At 28.6% G+C, this 17,330-nt stretch carries 11 protein-coding genes; 2 read left to right on the forward strand and 9 right to left on the reverse strand.

All coding sequences use genetic code 11. The annotated features are described in order from the left end of the window. Window positions 1–17: 17 nt before the first annotated feature. The 6 genes from uvrC to VS182_RS06235 all read right to left on the reverse strand — a co-directional run bounded on the left by uvrC (window position 18) and on the right by VS182_RS06235 (window position 11,721). Entirely contained in the window at window positions 18–1,820 is a 1,803-nt protein-coding gene (gene uvrC / locus VS182_RS06210) for an excinuclease ABC subunit UvrC (protein ID WP_479484294.1), read from the reverse strand. 1,060 nt (window positions 1,821–2,880) lie between these two features. Continuing rightward, window positions 2,881–5,229, reverse strand: coding sequence for a hypothetical protein (locus VS182_RS06215; protein ID WP_479492497.1), 2,349 nt, complete (start codon window positions 5,227–5,229; stop codon window positions 2,881–2,883). A 2,633-nt stretch (window positions 5,230–7,862) separates the two neighbouring features. After that, window positions 7,863–8,186, reverse strand: a complete 324-nt coding sequence (trxA, locus tag VS182_RS06220; protein ID WP_479484297.1) for a thioredoxin — start codon at window positions 8,184–8,186, stop codon at window positions 7,863–7,865. A 117-nt stretch (window positions 8,187–8,303) separates the two neighbouring features. Then, entirely contained in the window at window positions 8,304–9,293 is a 990-nt protein-coding gene (locus VS182_RS06225) for an electron transfer flavoprotein subunit alpha/FixB family protein (RefSeq protein WP_479492498.1), read from the reverse strand. A 29-nt stretch (window positions 9,294–9,322) separates the two neighbouring features. Further along, complete coding sequence (locus VS182_RS06230) at window positions 9,323–10,054, reverse strand: electron transfer flavoprotein subunit beta/FixA family protein (RefSeq protein ID WP_479484299.1); 732 nt, start codon at window positions 10,052–10,054, stop codon at window positions 9,323–9,325. A gap of 23 nt (window positions 10,055–10,077) precedes the next feature. Further along, on the reverse strand, window positions 10,078–11,721 hold the full coding sequence (locus VS182_RS06235) for a long-chain-fatty-acid--CoA ligase (RefSeq protein WP_479484300.1): 1,644 nt from the start codon (window positions 11,719–11,721) through the stop codon (window positions 10,078–10,080). Between the two features lie 53 nt (window positions 11,722–11,774). On the opposite strand from VS182_RS06235, the gene VS182_RS06240 reads away from it, so the two are divergent. After that, entirely contained in the window at window positions 11,775–13,157 is a 1,383-nt protein-coding gene (locus VS182_RS06240; RefSeq protein WP_479484301.1) for an RsmF rRNA methyltransferase first C-terminal domain-containing protein, read from the forward strand. 228 nt (window positions 13,158–13,385) lie between these two features. On the opposite strand, the gene VS182_RS06245 is transcribed toward VS182_RS06240, so the two are convergent. Beyond that, window positions 13,386–13,820 carry a DUF456 domain-containing protein gene (locus VS182_RS06245; RefSeq protein ID WP_479484302.1) on the reverse strand — a complete coding sequence of 145 codons (435 nt, stop codon included), beginning with the start codon at window positions 13,818–13,820 and terminating at the stop codon, window positions 13,386–13,388. 477 nt (window positions 13,821–14,297) lie between these two features. Beyond that, the gene (locus VS182_RS06250) at window positions 14,298–14,933 is read right to left on the reverse strand and encodes a DnaD domain-containing protein (protein WP_479484303.1); all 636 of its coding nucleotides are present in this window, start codon (window positions 14,931–14,933) and stop codon (window positions 14,298–14,300) included. A gap of 574 nt (window positions 14,934–15,507) precedes the next feature. On the opposite strand from VS182_RS06250, the gene VS182_RS06255 reads away from it, so the two are divergent. Beyond that, the gene (locus VS182_RS06255; protein WP_479492499.1) at window positions 15,508–15,960 is read left to right on the forward strand and encodes a hypothetical protein; all 453 of its coding nucleotides are present in this window, start codon (window positions 15,508–15,510) and stop codon (window positions 15,958–15,960) included. Window positions 15,961–16,782: 822 nt separating this feature from the next. On the opposite strand, the gene VS182_RS06260 is transcribed toward VS182_RS06255, so the two are convergent. Then, a complete protein-coding gene (locus VS182_RS06260) occupies window positions 16,783–17,295 on the reverse strand; it encodes a DUF456 domain-containing protein (protein ID WP_479484305.1) in 513 nt (170 codons plus the stop codon). Between the last annotated feature and the right edge of the window lie 35 nt (window positions 17,296–17,330).

Raw genomic sequence — 17,330 nt, forward strand, 5'->3', positions numbered from 1 at the left:
TGATTTATTTATAATTATTATACACCATCTCCTTTTTCGCTTTTGATAGACTCATTTGATATTAATTTTTCTTTTAACAACAAAGCCAGGGAACGATTTATACCTAAAGATTGATACTTTTCAATAGATGCTTGATGCATTTCTTCTAATGAAGCAAAATTATTTTGTAATATTCGACGTCGTTTTGGACCAATACCTGGTATATCATCGAGGATCGAACGTGTCGTTTGTTTGCGTAATGTCTTGCGGTGGTATGTATTAACAAATCGATGTACTTCAGCTTGGAATCCTTGTAAAAGGGCAAAAAGTTCCGGATAATGCGCTAAGTTCAAATCCAAGATGGGATTTTTCGAAACTAAGCCGTCTGTTTGATGTTTATCATTTTTTCTTAATCCTACAATAGGAATATCCAGCCCTAGAGCATCAGAAACAACACTTTCTGCTGCTGATACATGACCTTTACCTCCATCTACAACAATAAGCTCAGGCAAACGCGACTCTTCCTTCAATAAACGATGGTATCTGCGTTGGATCATTTCTTTTAAAGCTTCATAATCATCTTTTATCGCCTTAAGCGCAAATTTACGATATAACGATTTATCAGGTACGCCAGACATAAAAACAACAACAGCACCAACCATCGCTTTACCTTGCCAATGTGCTTGATCAAAAACTTCAATATGCTGCGGTGGAGATATTTGCAAAAAATGCCCTAATTCTTGCATACCTTTGATATGCCTTTTATTCTGATGAATAATGATACTTTTTTGATCCTTAAGTGCTAATTTAGCATTTTTAATCGCCATGGCAACAAGTTTTTGTTTTGGTCCCTCCTTAGGTACCAACACATTATAGCTGGGCATAAGTTGACGAACAGCACGTGCTAATTCTTCATCTTCTAATAAAATTTCATCAGGATGTACCTTATTGTTTTGATAAAATTGTGCTAAATAGGAACAAACATCCTCAAGATGTTCATGGTAATGTTCCATCACATGTGAAGCTTTTTCTAATAAATTACCCTGCCTAACTAAAAAGACTTGAACAGCTAACCACCCTTCTTCGGCAAAAAAACCAAAAACATCTCTATTTAAACCGTCAGAAAGCATGACGCTTTGTTTAACAGCAATCGAAGCAATATCTTTCAATAATACATATAATTCCTGCGCTCGTTCAAAATCAAGCCTTTGAGAAGCATCTTCCATTTCTTGTTGTAAAGCAGACACCTTATCTTGATGCTGCCCTTTTAAAAATAACGATATCTCCTCACATATATCATTGTAACAAGCCAAAGATACGTCTTTAATACAAGGGGCAAAGCATTGATTAAGATGATAGTAAAGACAAGCTTTTTTAGGAATAACGCGACATTTACGTAAAGGAAATAAACGATCTAACAAACGTTTAATCTGTTGCGCAGCTCTAGCATGTGGATAAGGCCCGAAATAACTTGCACCATCTTTTTTAACCGTACGTGTAATCGATAAACGAGGATGTACCTCTTTACTTAAACGAATATAGGGATAATTACGATCATCCTTAAGCAGCACATTGTAAAAAGGTCGATATTTCTTGATCAAATTACACTCTAATAATAATGCCTCAATAGCATTATCCGTAACAATATACTCAAAATCAGCTATCTCTTTAACTAAATAAAAAACCTTGCCTTGTAGCACCCCTGAAAAATATGAACGAACTCTTTTCTTTAGATTACTAGCTTTACCTACATAAATGACGATTTTTTTTTGATTGTACATCAAATAACAACCAGGATTTTCTGGTAAACGCGACAACTTATCCTTAAGATTTATGTTCATAAAAGCCCCCTTAAAGAAGATTAAATATTTATGAGTAAAAAATCATAATATTAATTATAAATTTCAAAAAATATATAATTTAAATTATTGAAAATGCTGCATCATAATCATACAAATACAATTCATCGCATAACTATTGCTATATTATAATCTAAAAACTAAGATGAAAAAAATAACAAGAGTTATGCTTAATCATAGTACCTAAAAATGAATATTGTTATTAAAAACACAAAATTTATAAATCTAAAAATTAATAAAACTTAAATATCATAATTGTAATCTAAATCATTCTCCAGGATTAACAATTTATTTCTTATTATTAATAATTTATTTAATGATTAGAATTACTAGATAAATTATTAATACTAATGATTTAAAATATAATTAAACACTAGTATGAAAAATTAACAAAGATGATTGTTATTTTTGTAATCCTATGAAAAAACTTAAAATTAAAAAATACAAAAGGCGTTATTTTTTAATTTTAAGTTTTTTATTATTAATAGTTTTAGATTTATTTTAAGAAATAAATTAAAATTAATTCTGTTATTTTTTATAATATATTTAGATTATAATTATAATATATTTTAATAATATTTATGTAATTAAAACAAAAAAGTAGTAATTACCATGGCTTTTAGTGCATTCGCTTAGGTAATTAAACTTTCTTTAAAGCAATTTTTAGAAAAGTTCATAAAGCTACAACAAGATTAAATTGTTCTATATAAAGCATTTTAATACTTATTAAACAGTTTGGTAAATTTGTCTATGAATATTACGAGCATGTCCAAAAACCTATGTAAAAGCGAGTTGCAAAACCTAATGCAAAACACTAAAAGCTTATAATAACGGATATTTTGGGGTTTAAATTAACACACAACTAATTAGCTATTTAAAGTTTCTAGACAAGGCCTAATTACACGGTATAAACAAAATACAAATTTACTAATAACTTCTATTTTATAAAAATAATAATGCGTTCCATAAATAAAGATAAACAGATTTTTTTATGATTTAAGCAATATAAAATCATAAAAAAATCTGTTTATTAAGATAATAATTACATTGCTTGCGGAGGTATCTGCGATCTTAATGAATTAATTTCTTCCTTAATCTTACGAGTTTGATAACTAATTGACCTCCTTAAAATAACAAGAACACTTGATTGTATAAATTGTGGATTACGAAGATGAGGATGATCTCTTAAAATAGGTGTATTAGCTACAAAAATATCAAGTGCGGCCATATTGCCACTCATGATACGCCTTAATAAGTTTTGTAAAATAAGCATCTGCTGGAAATTATCGCGTAAAACAGCTGACCTAGGCCAAAATCTTCTCACATCTTCCATATAATCTTCCTCTAGATAAGTAACTGAAGCACTATATGCAACATCATTATGCAATACTTGTTGCGATACAAATTCTATTTCTGCCAACAAATCCGGTGGCAGTACATCTACTTCTGATGCATAATAAATATGCCCTTGATCTGCTTCTGGTAAATAGAAAACTTGAAATATAGGCGGCGGAAGTTCGATTGAATTCATATAACGATCCGGGATATTAAAGTCCCCTTTACTTAAATCACCATATTCTAAAAATTGTTTATCTGATCTAAAAGGTAATGTACCAACGATTTCATGTGGTAAATTAAATCCCGGGTTATTTAAATCTTCATATGGTGCAAATAGCTTATCTGAACCAAAAGGTAAAGTAACAATTGTCCCATTATAAAGCGGTCTATATTTTATTCTTGGAGAAGACAAAAATCGATCAAGTATCGAGGACATATGCCTACCAGAAGAACTTAAAGCTGTTGATTCTGGTCCAATATTACTAACTGGTACTAAAAATTCACGAAATTCTTTTGCTGTTTTAAATTTAGATCTAAACTCAGGGGATATATCTTCATAGAACTTATTGAAGAAATTATTATATGCTACTTTATTAATATCCTGATAGTATTCATTCAAAAAATCTATATCATTTTTATTGAATGAAGTACTTAAATCTGAATCCTTGCCTGTTATATGCAACCTTTCTTTTTCAGTCTTCTTAATCTCTTCAAATAAAAGCGCTATAAGTTTTCTATTATTTTTAGCACCCATGTTGGATAACGCCTTGTCACTCTTAAGATAGTCATAGGCTATTTGCCGTATCTCTTTGACTAATTCTGTAAAAAAATCTATATCAGACTTATCCCATTCTTGATCATTGTAAATTTTATTTTCTAAAGTCTCTAATTCCATCAAATTTAATGATGAAGAAGGTTTTTTCATGTATTTACCTAGGTAAAATTTAGCTAGGTAAATAAAATTTAATAAAAAATATTTATTTTTAGTAAAATTAAGGATAAACGGATTGATTAAAATATGGATAGCATTATCAGTATCGACTAAATTTAATAAAAACGGTGATTTATTTTTATATAATTTATATATATAAGATAAAATAAAAAACTTCTGCTCATAATATAAATACTGATGAGATCTTACTTTGAACAAATCAGCTATTTTCATACCAAAAATCGGATAATTCCAAAAAGATAGTATAAATTCCTTAAAAATATCATCGTCACCATTAGCTTTATCTCTAAAAAGAGCAGCAAAAAAATTATCAAAATTCTGATCATTAACTTCCGGAAATGAAGAAAATAATTCTTGTAACTTATCAGCCGTTATTCCTAATTCTAACAAAATCTCGGCTAACAAATAAAAACGTTGGTCTTTATCTGAAAAACCTAATCTATCTTTCTCTTCTTGAAAAAACAAATTAACTTTATCGATAATTTCTTTATCTGAAATATTACCCTTAGTATCCATACTATGCGTAATAAAATCAATGAGGCGCATCGATCTCAAATCATCTTTAATAAGATAATTATAAAAATTATCAAAATCCTTAAAATGTCCTTTTACTGTACTGGATAAATTAAAAAAAACAATACCCGCAATATGTTTAAAACCATATTCCCATAATTCATAAATACTTTTCGCTAAATCTGACTGATATTTTTTATCAAACTCTAGATCTTTTAAAGAATTTAAATTATTTAGCTTTTCAATAAATCTATAGTAAACATCATCATTAATTCCCGAAAGTAAACTTTTCCAATTATCTAGATTATTTTTAAACAATTGCAATTTTTCACCTGATAAATCTTCGAAAACATATCTTATACCGTTAATAACTTTAATTGAATTAAATATTCTTTTATATACACTATCATCATTTATCGTATCTCCTGCAAAATTTTTATCATTAAAAAAACCTTGCAATTTACTCAAAATAATATATTTAATCAAAGAATCTACTTCAATATTTATAACATCCACTAACTCTGGTTGTGTCTTAATAGAAACCATATTTAGTTTATCAGATAAAACCTTAATATTTAAAGTCGGCATCAACAAAAGGAGTATAATAAAAATCTTATTATACCTTGATATATTCATATAATTAATTCAATCCCTTAATTACATTTAAATGCTACAATATAATACCAAAAATGAGCTATCAAATAGACCTTTTGTAAAATATCAAAACATATATTATAAAAGAATCAAATATCGTCAAAATTCCTAGGCCTAAAAACTAAAATAAGTACTTGTTATTACATTGGGAATTTATAAATAATATTAAATCATAAAAAAATATAAGCTAAATATCCTCCTTATAAAAAAATAGCTATATATCGCTATAAATTTTTAAGAAAAAATCAAAATTAGGTTTTCATTTATATTATAAAAATCAAAAATAAGCACCGTTACTAATTAATAAAAAAATGCACAATAATACTCATTAATAGTGGTATATTTATAAAAAAATATATTTTTTTATAAATATTATTTTCTTTATATTTTAATTTATATGTTTTAATTCAAAAAATGTGAAAATTAAAACATATAAATTAACTAAGGAAGTAAACCGTTGACTTAATTTTTAATTAAAATTTTATATTATCCCCAAAAATCTTAAATAACAAAAAATAAGTAGTTATTTTACAATCGAATATAAAATTAATATCGTCTAGCCATAAGGGAAAAATAAATCAAAAACAAAAAATTAAAAAACAAAAAATTAAAAAACAAATCTTAACATAAAGATATAATTAGCTTATATACTCTAATAAAATAAAAAACTAATTAAGCTTATTCATATATATAAAAAAACATTATTTATTTTTTATACCTACCAGCTTGTTCCAATAGAACTGGTCTAAAAATATTAATATAGACAATTAGTATGGTCTAATTGAATGCAAAAAAATATCCATTATCATGGCTTTTAGTACCTTTGATTAGACCCTTAAACTCCCTTCAGATTGATTCTTGGACAAGTCCATTATTTGTAACTATAATTTGAACACATATATAAATATATAACAAATAAAATAATTATATCTGGCCTACAAAAATCTAAATATCGTTTAAAAACCTAATAGCATGAACTAAAAAATATATAAATGAATATTATAGATAAACATTATTATGAAAATATAATTTATATCCAAAATCAATTTAAGTCATCAAGAAATTATGAATATAATGATTTAGCTAATTATGATATAGATAATATATTTTTGTTTAAATTAAAGCATTACTAATTTTCTATATTATTAATAATCAGCTATATTAAAATTTTATGATAAGTACAATAATAAAAATACAACTAAAATTATATTATACGCACACAATAGTTAAAAATTAACATTAAGCATATTTATAAATATAAAAGATTTTTAAAGTCTGATTTATAACTTCTAATTTATAATATAATTAACTTTTCCAAAAAATATCAAATAAAAATAACATAAAGTATAATTACCTTAGATTTTAATTTGCTTAAATAATATTATTTTGCCTATACAAAAAATTAATGCTATAATCTTTAAAATAATTACAAAAATAGCTGTGCTCCTTATTGTTTCTTTCAGATATATTAGTATTCTTGGACAAGTACATATAAACACATTATTAAAAATAATCAATTATCTTTGGGCTTGCTCGGAAATATTAATATAGACGATCAGTAATAATGTAATTTAATTTAGGGACCAAAATAGCGATGATCAGCGTAGTGCCATCAATGAAGTTATTAAACTCCCTTTACAAGGGTTTTAGAACAAGCCCATACTATTCAAATATAAAATAAGTATTAACTTATAACTTCATTAATTTAAATATTAAAAATAATCATAAAAATAAAATTATACCTTTGTACCTAACTAAAAAAGGGAATCAATTGCCTGATTTTTTAAATTTGTTTTAATCTATAGATTATAATTATAAATCAAGAACATCAAGCTTCTCCTCTAAGATTTATATATTTATATATTTATATATTTATATATTTATATATTTATATATTTATATATTTATATATTTATATATTTATATATTTATATATTTATATATTTATATATTTATATATTTATATATTTATATATTTATATATTTATATATTTATATATTTATATATAAACCTAATTATTTTTGAAAAACTTTTTAAGGTTTAGGTAAAACCCGATAACATGAACCAGGTATTCTAATTAATGAAACGTTGAAATTTTATGTCGAATGTTCTCTTTTTAAAGGTTTTGGTTTGCTCTTTTTATAGGTGTAATTTAATGAAAATGATACTATAATTCGTAATCATATATTAAATCTATTTATTATAGCAGATTAATATTAGATTGTTTTATAGATATCAAAATAATTTGCAATATCTATATCAAAATTTATAAAAAACATTTTTTAGTTAAAATAAATTTTTGGTTACAAACTTTTTGGTTGTTTTTTTGGTTATTTAAAGAAATTAAAAGCAAAGCTTTATATGAACTTGCCTGAAAATATTAATATAACATATTAGTAATTATGTAATTTAAACTAAAAAATAGCAATGATTATGGCTTTTTTGTTTCATTAGATTAGGTACTTAAACTACATTTATATGGGTTATTTTGTACAAGTTTAAAGATAGAGTGCATAAAAAACAACCCCTTGTGCAATTAGAGCTAAAAAGGGGTTGTTTTTTATGACTAAAAACTACTATTAATAGTTGCAATCATTTCATCTTCTGTTTTTAAACCAGTTATTTTACCAACAATCTTGCCTTGATCAAACAGCACACAAGTCGGAATACTCATGATACCATATTTACTAGCTGTGGCTGGATTTTCGTCAACATTAACTTTAAATATTTTTACCTTGCCACCCATTTTTGCTGATACACTTTCTAAAACAGGTGCTAACATTTTACAAGGTCCACACCAAGGCGCCCAGAAGTCCACTAAAACCTTACCAGAATCTTTAGCCTCTACACATTTAGCAAAATTATTATCTGTCATTTCTAAAACAGCCATGATAAAATAACCCCCTTATTGTTAAAAACAAACATAATTACTTTATATAGAAAGTCATCAGTTACTCTCTCTGGTAGTATACCACTTATGACCGCTACATAATTAATTTAGCACTGTCTAACCATTTTGCAAAGAATTAATTAATTGAGGCAAAATAGTAAATAAATCCCCTACAATACCGTAGTCAGCTACTTGGAAAATATGAGCTTTTGGATCAATATTAATAGCAATAATTTTTTTTGCTTGTGAAATCCCAGCAATATGTTGCATAGCTCCTGAAATTCCAAAAGCAATGTATAAATCAGGTGTAATGGTTTTACCTGTTTGACCAATTTGTAAAGAATAGTCACAAAATTTAGCATCACAAGCACCTCGTGAAACACCTACAGCAGCATTTAATAAAGTTGCAAGCTTATACAATTGTAAAAAACCTTCCTTGTTCTTCATCCCCCTACCACCAGCAAGAACAACTTTGGCCTCTTCAAGACGCAGAGCTTGTTTTTCCTTTTTACATACTTCGATAACTTTTATTCGATCATCTGGTTGATAATTAAAAAATTGTTCATGCACGTTGAATATTTCTTTCGAATTAGCCAAAGGCATAAAATTATTAGGCCTAATGGTCAATACACATGGCCATTGATTTAAATGATAAGCCCCTTTAATTTTACCTGAATAGAGCAATCGCTCAAAAATATATTTTCGTTGTTGTATATTTCCCTCTCTCTCTATATCTTCCTGTTCAAGGGTAGCAATTTTTTTAAAATTTACAACATCTGTTAACAAACCCCAGTTTAAATTAACAGCAAGTCTTGGTGAAACATCACGCCCTATAGCTGTATGTCCTGTGATGAGAATGTCGGGTTTAACAAGATCTACGAGCTGTTTCCAAGCTTGAAGATAGGTATGATTAACATAAAATTCAAAGTTCTCATCATACATGGTAATAATCCGCTCAACAGGATAAGCTTCCAGATTAACTTTTTTTGCTGAAACAATGGCTAAGGTAATATGCTGTGTTAGTTGTTTAGCTAAACCTAAAGCTTCTAAGGTAACTTTTTTTAAAGTACCTTGCGAAGATACATCAGCTATCACCAATGCCTTCAAAGAATCTCCTCCTTTAAAGCAAACAGTAATCATAAGTTGTGACCAATAATATCAACTAAACCATCAGAATGTTCTAAAAACTGACATTGACGTTGCCCCACCATCTTACTCATAGCTTGTAATTTAGTATGAGGTACCGTTGCTTTCAGCTCAATCTGATGCAACAATTTACGCTTAGCCGACATAATTCCTGGCAACGTAGGATAACGTGGTTCTTCTGCACCTTGTTGAAATGTAAGAAGCATTGGTAGCGAGCCGATCAGTTTTTCAACATCCCCTTCGGCATCTCTTTCACAAAACAACAACTTATCATTACTGTTACTAACAGATAATACAGCTCCAACATGTGGCCAAGATATCATCTCCGCTAAACGCGGGCCTACTTGTCCATGTCCACCATCAATAGAAAAATAGCCACAACAAATTAAAGACATTTTTGGTAGATGATGTTTAAGTGCATCAGCTAAAAACGTTGCTAAAACATGACTATCATCAACGTTAGCATAAACAATACGCCAAGCAACATCAGCACCCATAGCTAAAGCTGTGCGAAGCATAGCTTCTGTCTGATCGCCACCGATAGTTATAACATGAATTTTAATATCTTGACCCAATTGCTCACGTAAGCGTAAAATCGCTTCTAAAGCATAAGCATCATATGGATTCATTACTTGTTCGCCCTCAAGGATAACTTTACCCTGATCAAGCAAAATCTCTTCCTCCGCAGCCAGTGTTTGTTTCAGGGAAACTAAAATATTCATCCAGATACTTCTCCCCTTTCAAACTATTTATCGCGCAAAACATTATATAAAACCTTACCTAAAACACTTTTAGGCAAATCATCTAAAAAAACATAATGTTTAGGCACTTTATAGCTAGCTAAAGATAAACGAGCAAAATTATCTAGTCGTTCTTCACTAACCGTAAATCCTGGTTTAAAAACAATATAAGCATATACTGTTTCGCCACGATAGTTATCAGGTTTACCAACAACTGCTATTTCCTGAATAGCAGGATGAGTCATAAATACACCTTCGATTTCACGCGGATAAACATTGTAACCACTGGCGAAGATAACATCCTTTACTCGACCTTGGATCATAAAATAACCATCTTCAGCCATAGAAGCTAAATCACCGGTAGCTAACCAACCATCATAAAAAACATCAGACGTAGCTTCTCCTTGTTTCCAATAGCCTTGCATAACTTGCGGTCCTTTAACAAATAATTCCCCAACCATATTAAAAGGTAATATGTTCTTCGTATTTCGGTCAACAATCTTCGCCCCTGTACCAGGTAAAGGTAAACCAATGGACTTACGTTCACTGCGATATCCTTCATAAAGTAAATTAATATGCGTCACAGGTGATGCTTCAGTCATACCATATCCTTCAACTAAAATACCTTTCGTAACAGCTTCAAATTGTTTTTGGACTTCAAAAGGCAAAGGCGCTGATCCACTAATACATATAAGATCTTTAAGTGTTTGTGGTTTTTTTTGTGCTTCTTTCAACAAAGCAATATACATCGTTGGTGTACCAGGAAAATATGTTGGTTTTCGCTTACCAAGAAACCTCCATATTTGCCCGGCATGAAAACGGGGTATAAGATATAATGTAGCACCTAAATAAATACCATAGTTCATTCCGACAGTCATACCGTAAGCATGAAAAAAAGGTAAAACAGCTAAAATACTCTCCTTACCTAACCTAGCCTTGTAATTCCAAGCAACGATTTGTAAACAATTCGCAATTAGATTACCATGACTAAGCATAGCACCTTTAGGAAAACCGGTCGTACCACCCGTATATTGTAAAACAGCCAAACTATGCTTATCAGCACGCGGTAATGGCATAAGCGTTGCCACTTCTTTAGCTAATAACGAGCGCCAAGAAGAAACATGTTTTGCTTGCTGTATATATGGCGGAACATTTTTAAAAAAATAAATCATACGTTTAAAAAAATTTAGATAATCACATAAGCCTGTCCAAATCAAATGCTGCAAAAAGGTTTTTTTATAAATTTTCAAAATACGTACATAAAGTAAATCTAATAAAATTAACAACTTCACTTCAGCATCTTCTAAAACTTGCTGTATTTCACGCCCTGTAAGTAACGGGTTTATAAAAACCACAACAAAGCCCGCTAACGAAATAGCATAGTAAGCAATAACAGCTTGCGGACAATTAGGTAATAAAATGCCAATACGTGTTCGTGGAGGGAAATTAAACCGTGCTAAAATACGTGCTAATTTATAAACTTCAGCTAATAATTGCCGATAAGTCATATTACCGCCTAAAAACCATAAAGCTGTCCGGTCAGGAAAAGCGTGTGCTGTGTTAATTAAAATTTGTGGTAACAAAAGTTTGGTCTCAAAATCCGGTTGTAATATTTCCGCTGGATAATGCTTTAACCAAGAATCGTTCATCGGCATCCCCCCTTTCAAACACCAAAAAGGTAGATTAAGGAAGGTTGAAATACATGTTCCCAGAGAATTTTATCCAACAAATGAAACCTCTCTTAGGCCAAGATTGGAAAAACTTTGCCCAAACATTGACACAAAAACCCCAAAGAAGTATCCGTGCGAATACCCTGAAAATATCTTTAGAGGACCTATTAAAACAAATAAACTTAACACATGAACCAGTACCATGGTGCAAAGAAGCCTGTTATTTACCAACTGAAGATAAACCTGGATTTCGTATAGAACATACACTTGGGTTATATTACGTCCAAGAACCAAGCGCTTTAGCTGCTGTTGAAATACTAAACCCACAACCTGGTGAAACAATCTTTGACTTATGCGCATCACCAGGAGGAAAAGCCACACAAATAGCATCGCGTTTAAAACAGCAAGGTCTTCTTTTATTAAACGAAATTAATCAACAACGTCAAACTGCCCTAATCGATAATATGGAAAGATGCGGCATAAGTAACGCTATCATCTTTAATGACCACCCTTTAAATCTAGCAAACTACCTACCAAACATATGCGATGCTATTCTAGTAGACGCACCTTGTTCTGGTGAAGGTATGTTTCGTAAGAATACCAAACTAAAAGATACCTGGCGATTATCTTATACAAAAAAATGTATGCTTAGACAACAAAAACTACTAACATCAGCAATAAAAATGCTTAAACCTGGTGGGAGAATCCTATATTCAACATGCACCTTTAATCCATATGAAAATGAAGCTGTCATCGATTATATATTAAAAGATCCTAATATAACATTAATACCAATAAAAAAACCAGGCTTTTCTCAAGGAGAAACCACATGGATTGAAACAAAGAACCAAAGTATACACAACTGCGCCCGCCTATGGCCTCATAAAATAAGGGGCGAAGGCCATTTCTTTGCCCTATTAAAGAAAAAAAATAACGATTATCAGATAAAAAAACAAAATAATAAACCATGGCCAACCAATGACCCACAATTAATCAATATGTGGAAAACATGGTCAAAAGACTATAATATAAACCTCCCCACAACAACAAATAAAATCATCACACATAAAAACAACGTCTATGCCACAGCAAATAACTTACCTTTTTGGCGACACCTACGTTACCATCGACCTGGACTACTCCTTGGAAAACGAAAAAATAAAAGCTTCATACCTTCACATGCATTAGCACGTATACAATCTACTTCTAGCAACAAAGTACCATTTCCTGTTATAGATATTGAGAAAATAACAGCAATTCAACTAGCAAAAACAGGATGGATACCTATGAACAATAGCAAGGGATTATACCTAATAACAGTACACAACTACCCTTTTGCATGGGGGAATATTAAAAACAACATCCTCCGACTACAACATCCACAAAAAGGTTTAAGAACACCAGAAGAAAAATAATAAGTAGTAAGTAGAATAATCATTTATGTAGTAAGTAGAATAATCATTTATAATGAAAATTTATAATAATTTAGATTATATAATACAATATAAAATATAATAATTAAATACATAAAAAAATAACCTTATCAAAAGGTTATTTTTTAAAGATATAAAAATAATCATATAAAAATAATCATATAAAAATAATTAAAAACTGATAATAATATTATAAATTAAAAACTAATTTTAAATATCAAAATATAGCCAGAAAAAAACTGTAAATGCTATCATAATAAAAAATTTAAAAATTAAATTTGTAAACAAACCAATAAATGAACCTAGAGCCATCCGTAATGATTTATCAGCACTATACTTTTTATGAAAAAATGCAAAAGAAAAACCAACAGCTATAGGACCTGCGATAATAGATAAGGGTCCAAGAAAAAAGAATAATGGTGTTACAAACAAAATACCTACTACCAAAGTCCAAAGAGGAACTGTAGCGCCATTTGAAATATCATTACCCCAACTAATTAATTTTTTATCCATTAACCAAAAAATGATACAAAAAATAGCAAATGCTAACCAAAAATACCATGGCAATTTAGTTGGAGCATCAAGAAAAAAACTATAAACAAAAAAAGTTGATAATAACAAAGGTAAAGCCGGAATAAAAGACACAAATAAACCTATATAAGATAACAAAATAAAAAAAATCAAAAAATACTCTTGAGTAAAATAAATAAAAATCACCCCATCTAATCATCATTATAAAATTTATAAAAAAATACATGCTATAAGATGTAAAAGATGATTAAAAACCAGTGAAGAAAGTTAAGATCTTAACTCCAATTTACGACAAAATTTGGCCAAATATGATTTATTTATTAAACTAGAGCTTGTCCAATAACCCATATTAAAGAGTGTTTAAAAACCTAATTTAATACCCAAAAAGCTATGCTAATAGCTATAATACAACATTAATAACTGGCTATATTAATATTTTTGGACCAGTCCCCTAAAATTAATAGACATTCTTTATTATACTCTTGTTTTTTGTTAATAAAATTTGTATTTTAAACCACGGGTCAAAGAATGTCTATTTTTTATGTAAAATATTAAAATATAAGATATTTAAAACTTTGAAAAGTACAGAAATTATTCTGACGATTTTAACCAATTATGCATCATTAATCCATCTTTAGGGAGATCAGGTCTATCTTTCCGACGATATTGTTCTGAAAAAAGCTCTGCTTCTTCAGGTGTCTTAACATGCCTTTTTTTCCATGTATGTAAAATACGATCTATATATCGCACATGCGGACGATCGCAAAAAATTGCCTCTCGTAAAGCAGCAAATATCATATCCTCCGTATATATACTCAACCAATTACTTACAATCTCTAACTCTAATGGCGACAAAGCTCGTCCAAAAGTTCTTTCCATAGAACGAAAAATACTATCAGGTGACTTTTGTGCCTGGTTTTTTTGTAAAGAAATCATCGTAGATATTTTCTCCCATAAAGGCAAAAAATCATATACCCCTGATATATGCTCATGTTTCTGCAAAAAACCTCCCTTAAACATCTCTATTAACATATACTGTATTTCATCTATCCCCCGCTGCATATTAGCCGCTAAAACCTCAAGCGAAGGTGGTCCATAACTTTGTTCTTGTAATAACTTTAATTGCAACAAAAAAATTAACTCCTTATCATTAAGACCAAGCTTACGGTAATGTTGCAATAATAAAACCGATATAGAAATAGCTCCCGCTTGTAAGGCTAAAATCACGATATTTTAACACCCCTCATATGCAATAAACCATCACTTTATATTGTTAAATAAAATAATTAGTATTTTTTATAAATTTTATCATCATAAGTTGGTGAAGAGAAGATTGATACAAAGTCGCTGCGCGAAAGTGATCTAATAGGAATTGCGCAATCTTGAGATAAATTTATAAAAAATCCTGAACTCGAAAAAAATAAGGACATAATTTTTGATTTTTAAAAACAAACTCCTCTGGGTTATGCACTATGTTAAATGCCCCATATCTTTAGAGGAATTCAAAAAAGTTAAAGAAGATAAAAAGTTAAGCTTGCAAAACCAAAAATATCGTAATAATAATTTTTATGATATCCAATTTCATCTTATAGAAATATAACTTAATTATATTTTATAGCTTGGCAAAAGATAATTAAAATGCTTATTTTTTAAATATTTTAAAACTATTAATAAATTTAAAACTAATAATTAATCATTATTATAGTTTATAGACCAATTTATGTATTTTTTCAAATATTTAATTCTACTTAACATGGGTTATTGGACAAGCTCATAGTAGAGAGTGTGAGAAAATATGACTTTGAAAAACAATAAAAAAGGTGGCAGACCAAACATACTCGACCCAGAAAATCAAGTATTATTGTTTTTTCATAATTTTTTCTTTGATAGCACTTATATAAGTATTGCACAAACTTTTGATGTTACTAGCAGTACTGTTAATAAAACTATAAAAAAGGTACTAGCTGTTGCAATAAAAGTACTCAATAAAGAAAATCCTAAAAATATGAAAAAACATCTAACTAGATTAACATATTGTAGATTAATTATAGATGGTACAGAAGAAATATGCATTCGACATCCTAAAGTAAATTACAAACCCTATTTATTAAAAAACAAAAAAATAAGAACTCCTTACTTTTACTTTGCTCTAGAACTGCCAAGATTTATTTTAAAAATTACACTCCTGGTAGTGTACATGATTTTAATCTTTACAAAAAATCACATATACCATTATCAGAAAACGAAACGTTGAAGGTGATTTAGGTTTTAAAGGCCTAAATCAATGCAATCATACCGTATCAAAACAGTAAATAAAAGGTTTTAAGCCAATAAGAAAAAGAGTATAACCATATTTTATCCCAAGAAAGATCCTTAATCGAAAGAGTTATAGAATGGCTAAAAATATTCAAGCTAATTGCTAATAGATATCTTAATAAACTTAAAAATTTCTCGAAGTAATTTGATCTAATCTAAGCAATCATCATTTATCTTTAGATAAATTCAAAAAATCTATATAAAATCCAAAAAAGGAATTAAAAAATCCAGACAATTTACATAAGAAATCAGCTAGGTGCAATCGATATAATTTTAGTAATTATTTAAATCTAAACAATTAAATAAAACATAAAGGGAAAACAAGTAAAACTTAGTCCCCTGATTAAACCATGTTTATTTATATTTTAACATTTTTTTAAAATTTTTTTAACATTTATGATAAAATATAAATAAATGTAGTGATAATAAAATATTTTAAGACACTTTATTAATCTTAAATACACAATGCATTAAAATTTATAAAAAAGTCCAATATCTAAAAAATATAGATAAATTTATAAAAACATTCTAATCAAATATAATAAATCTCTAATCACAAAAATTTATAATAAATATATTTTTGTGATTAGATTAAATTAAATAGAAAACGTTGATTCCAAAAGTCTATACTACCAAATCGATATATTAAATATAAATAATTTTAAAAAAATATATTAATAAAATATTTAATATAAAAAAAGACCAGCATTATAATTATAATAGGTCTTTTTTTATATAAGATAATAGATAATACATCATATCATATGTATATCATAATAAAAAACCAAATAAGAAATGCTGTCATAATAAAAATCTTAATAACCGTACTTGCTAATAAACCTACTATAGTACCAGTTGCAATACGCAGTGCTGCATCAATACTTTGCCTATGATAAAAAAATTCTAAAGCAGCAACTGCTAAAAATGGGCCTGCTATGATTGCTAATGGTCCGACAAAACCTAATAATGGGGTAAAAATCAAAAAACCAATTAAACTTGCCCAAATAGCATATTTTGAACCACCAGAGACCTTCACTGCCCAACCACTCGCCAGCCAATCGATAATAAAAGAAAAAAAACATATAATAACAGCAGCTGTCCAAAAATACCAAGGTATATCAACTTCATTTATCATAAAACGATATATTAAAAAACCAACTAAAATTAAGGGAACATCAGGTAAAACAGGCAAAACCAATCCTAGATAAGCTAGTATAAAACATATAATAACAAAAGACCAGCCAAGTATATTAGAAGTATCACCTATCATCATATGGTCATCCCTCCTAAAATCATTTTATAACTAAT

The organism is Pasteuria ramosa (genome assembly GCF_056496785.1).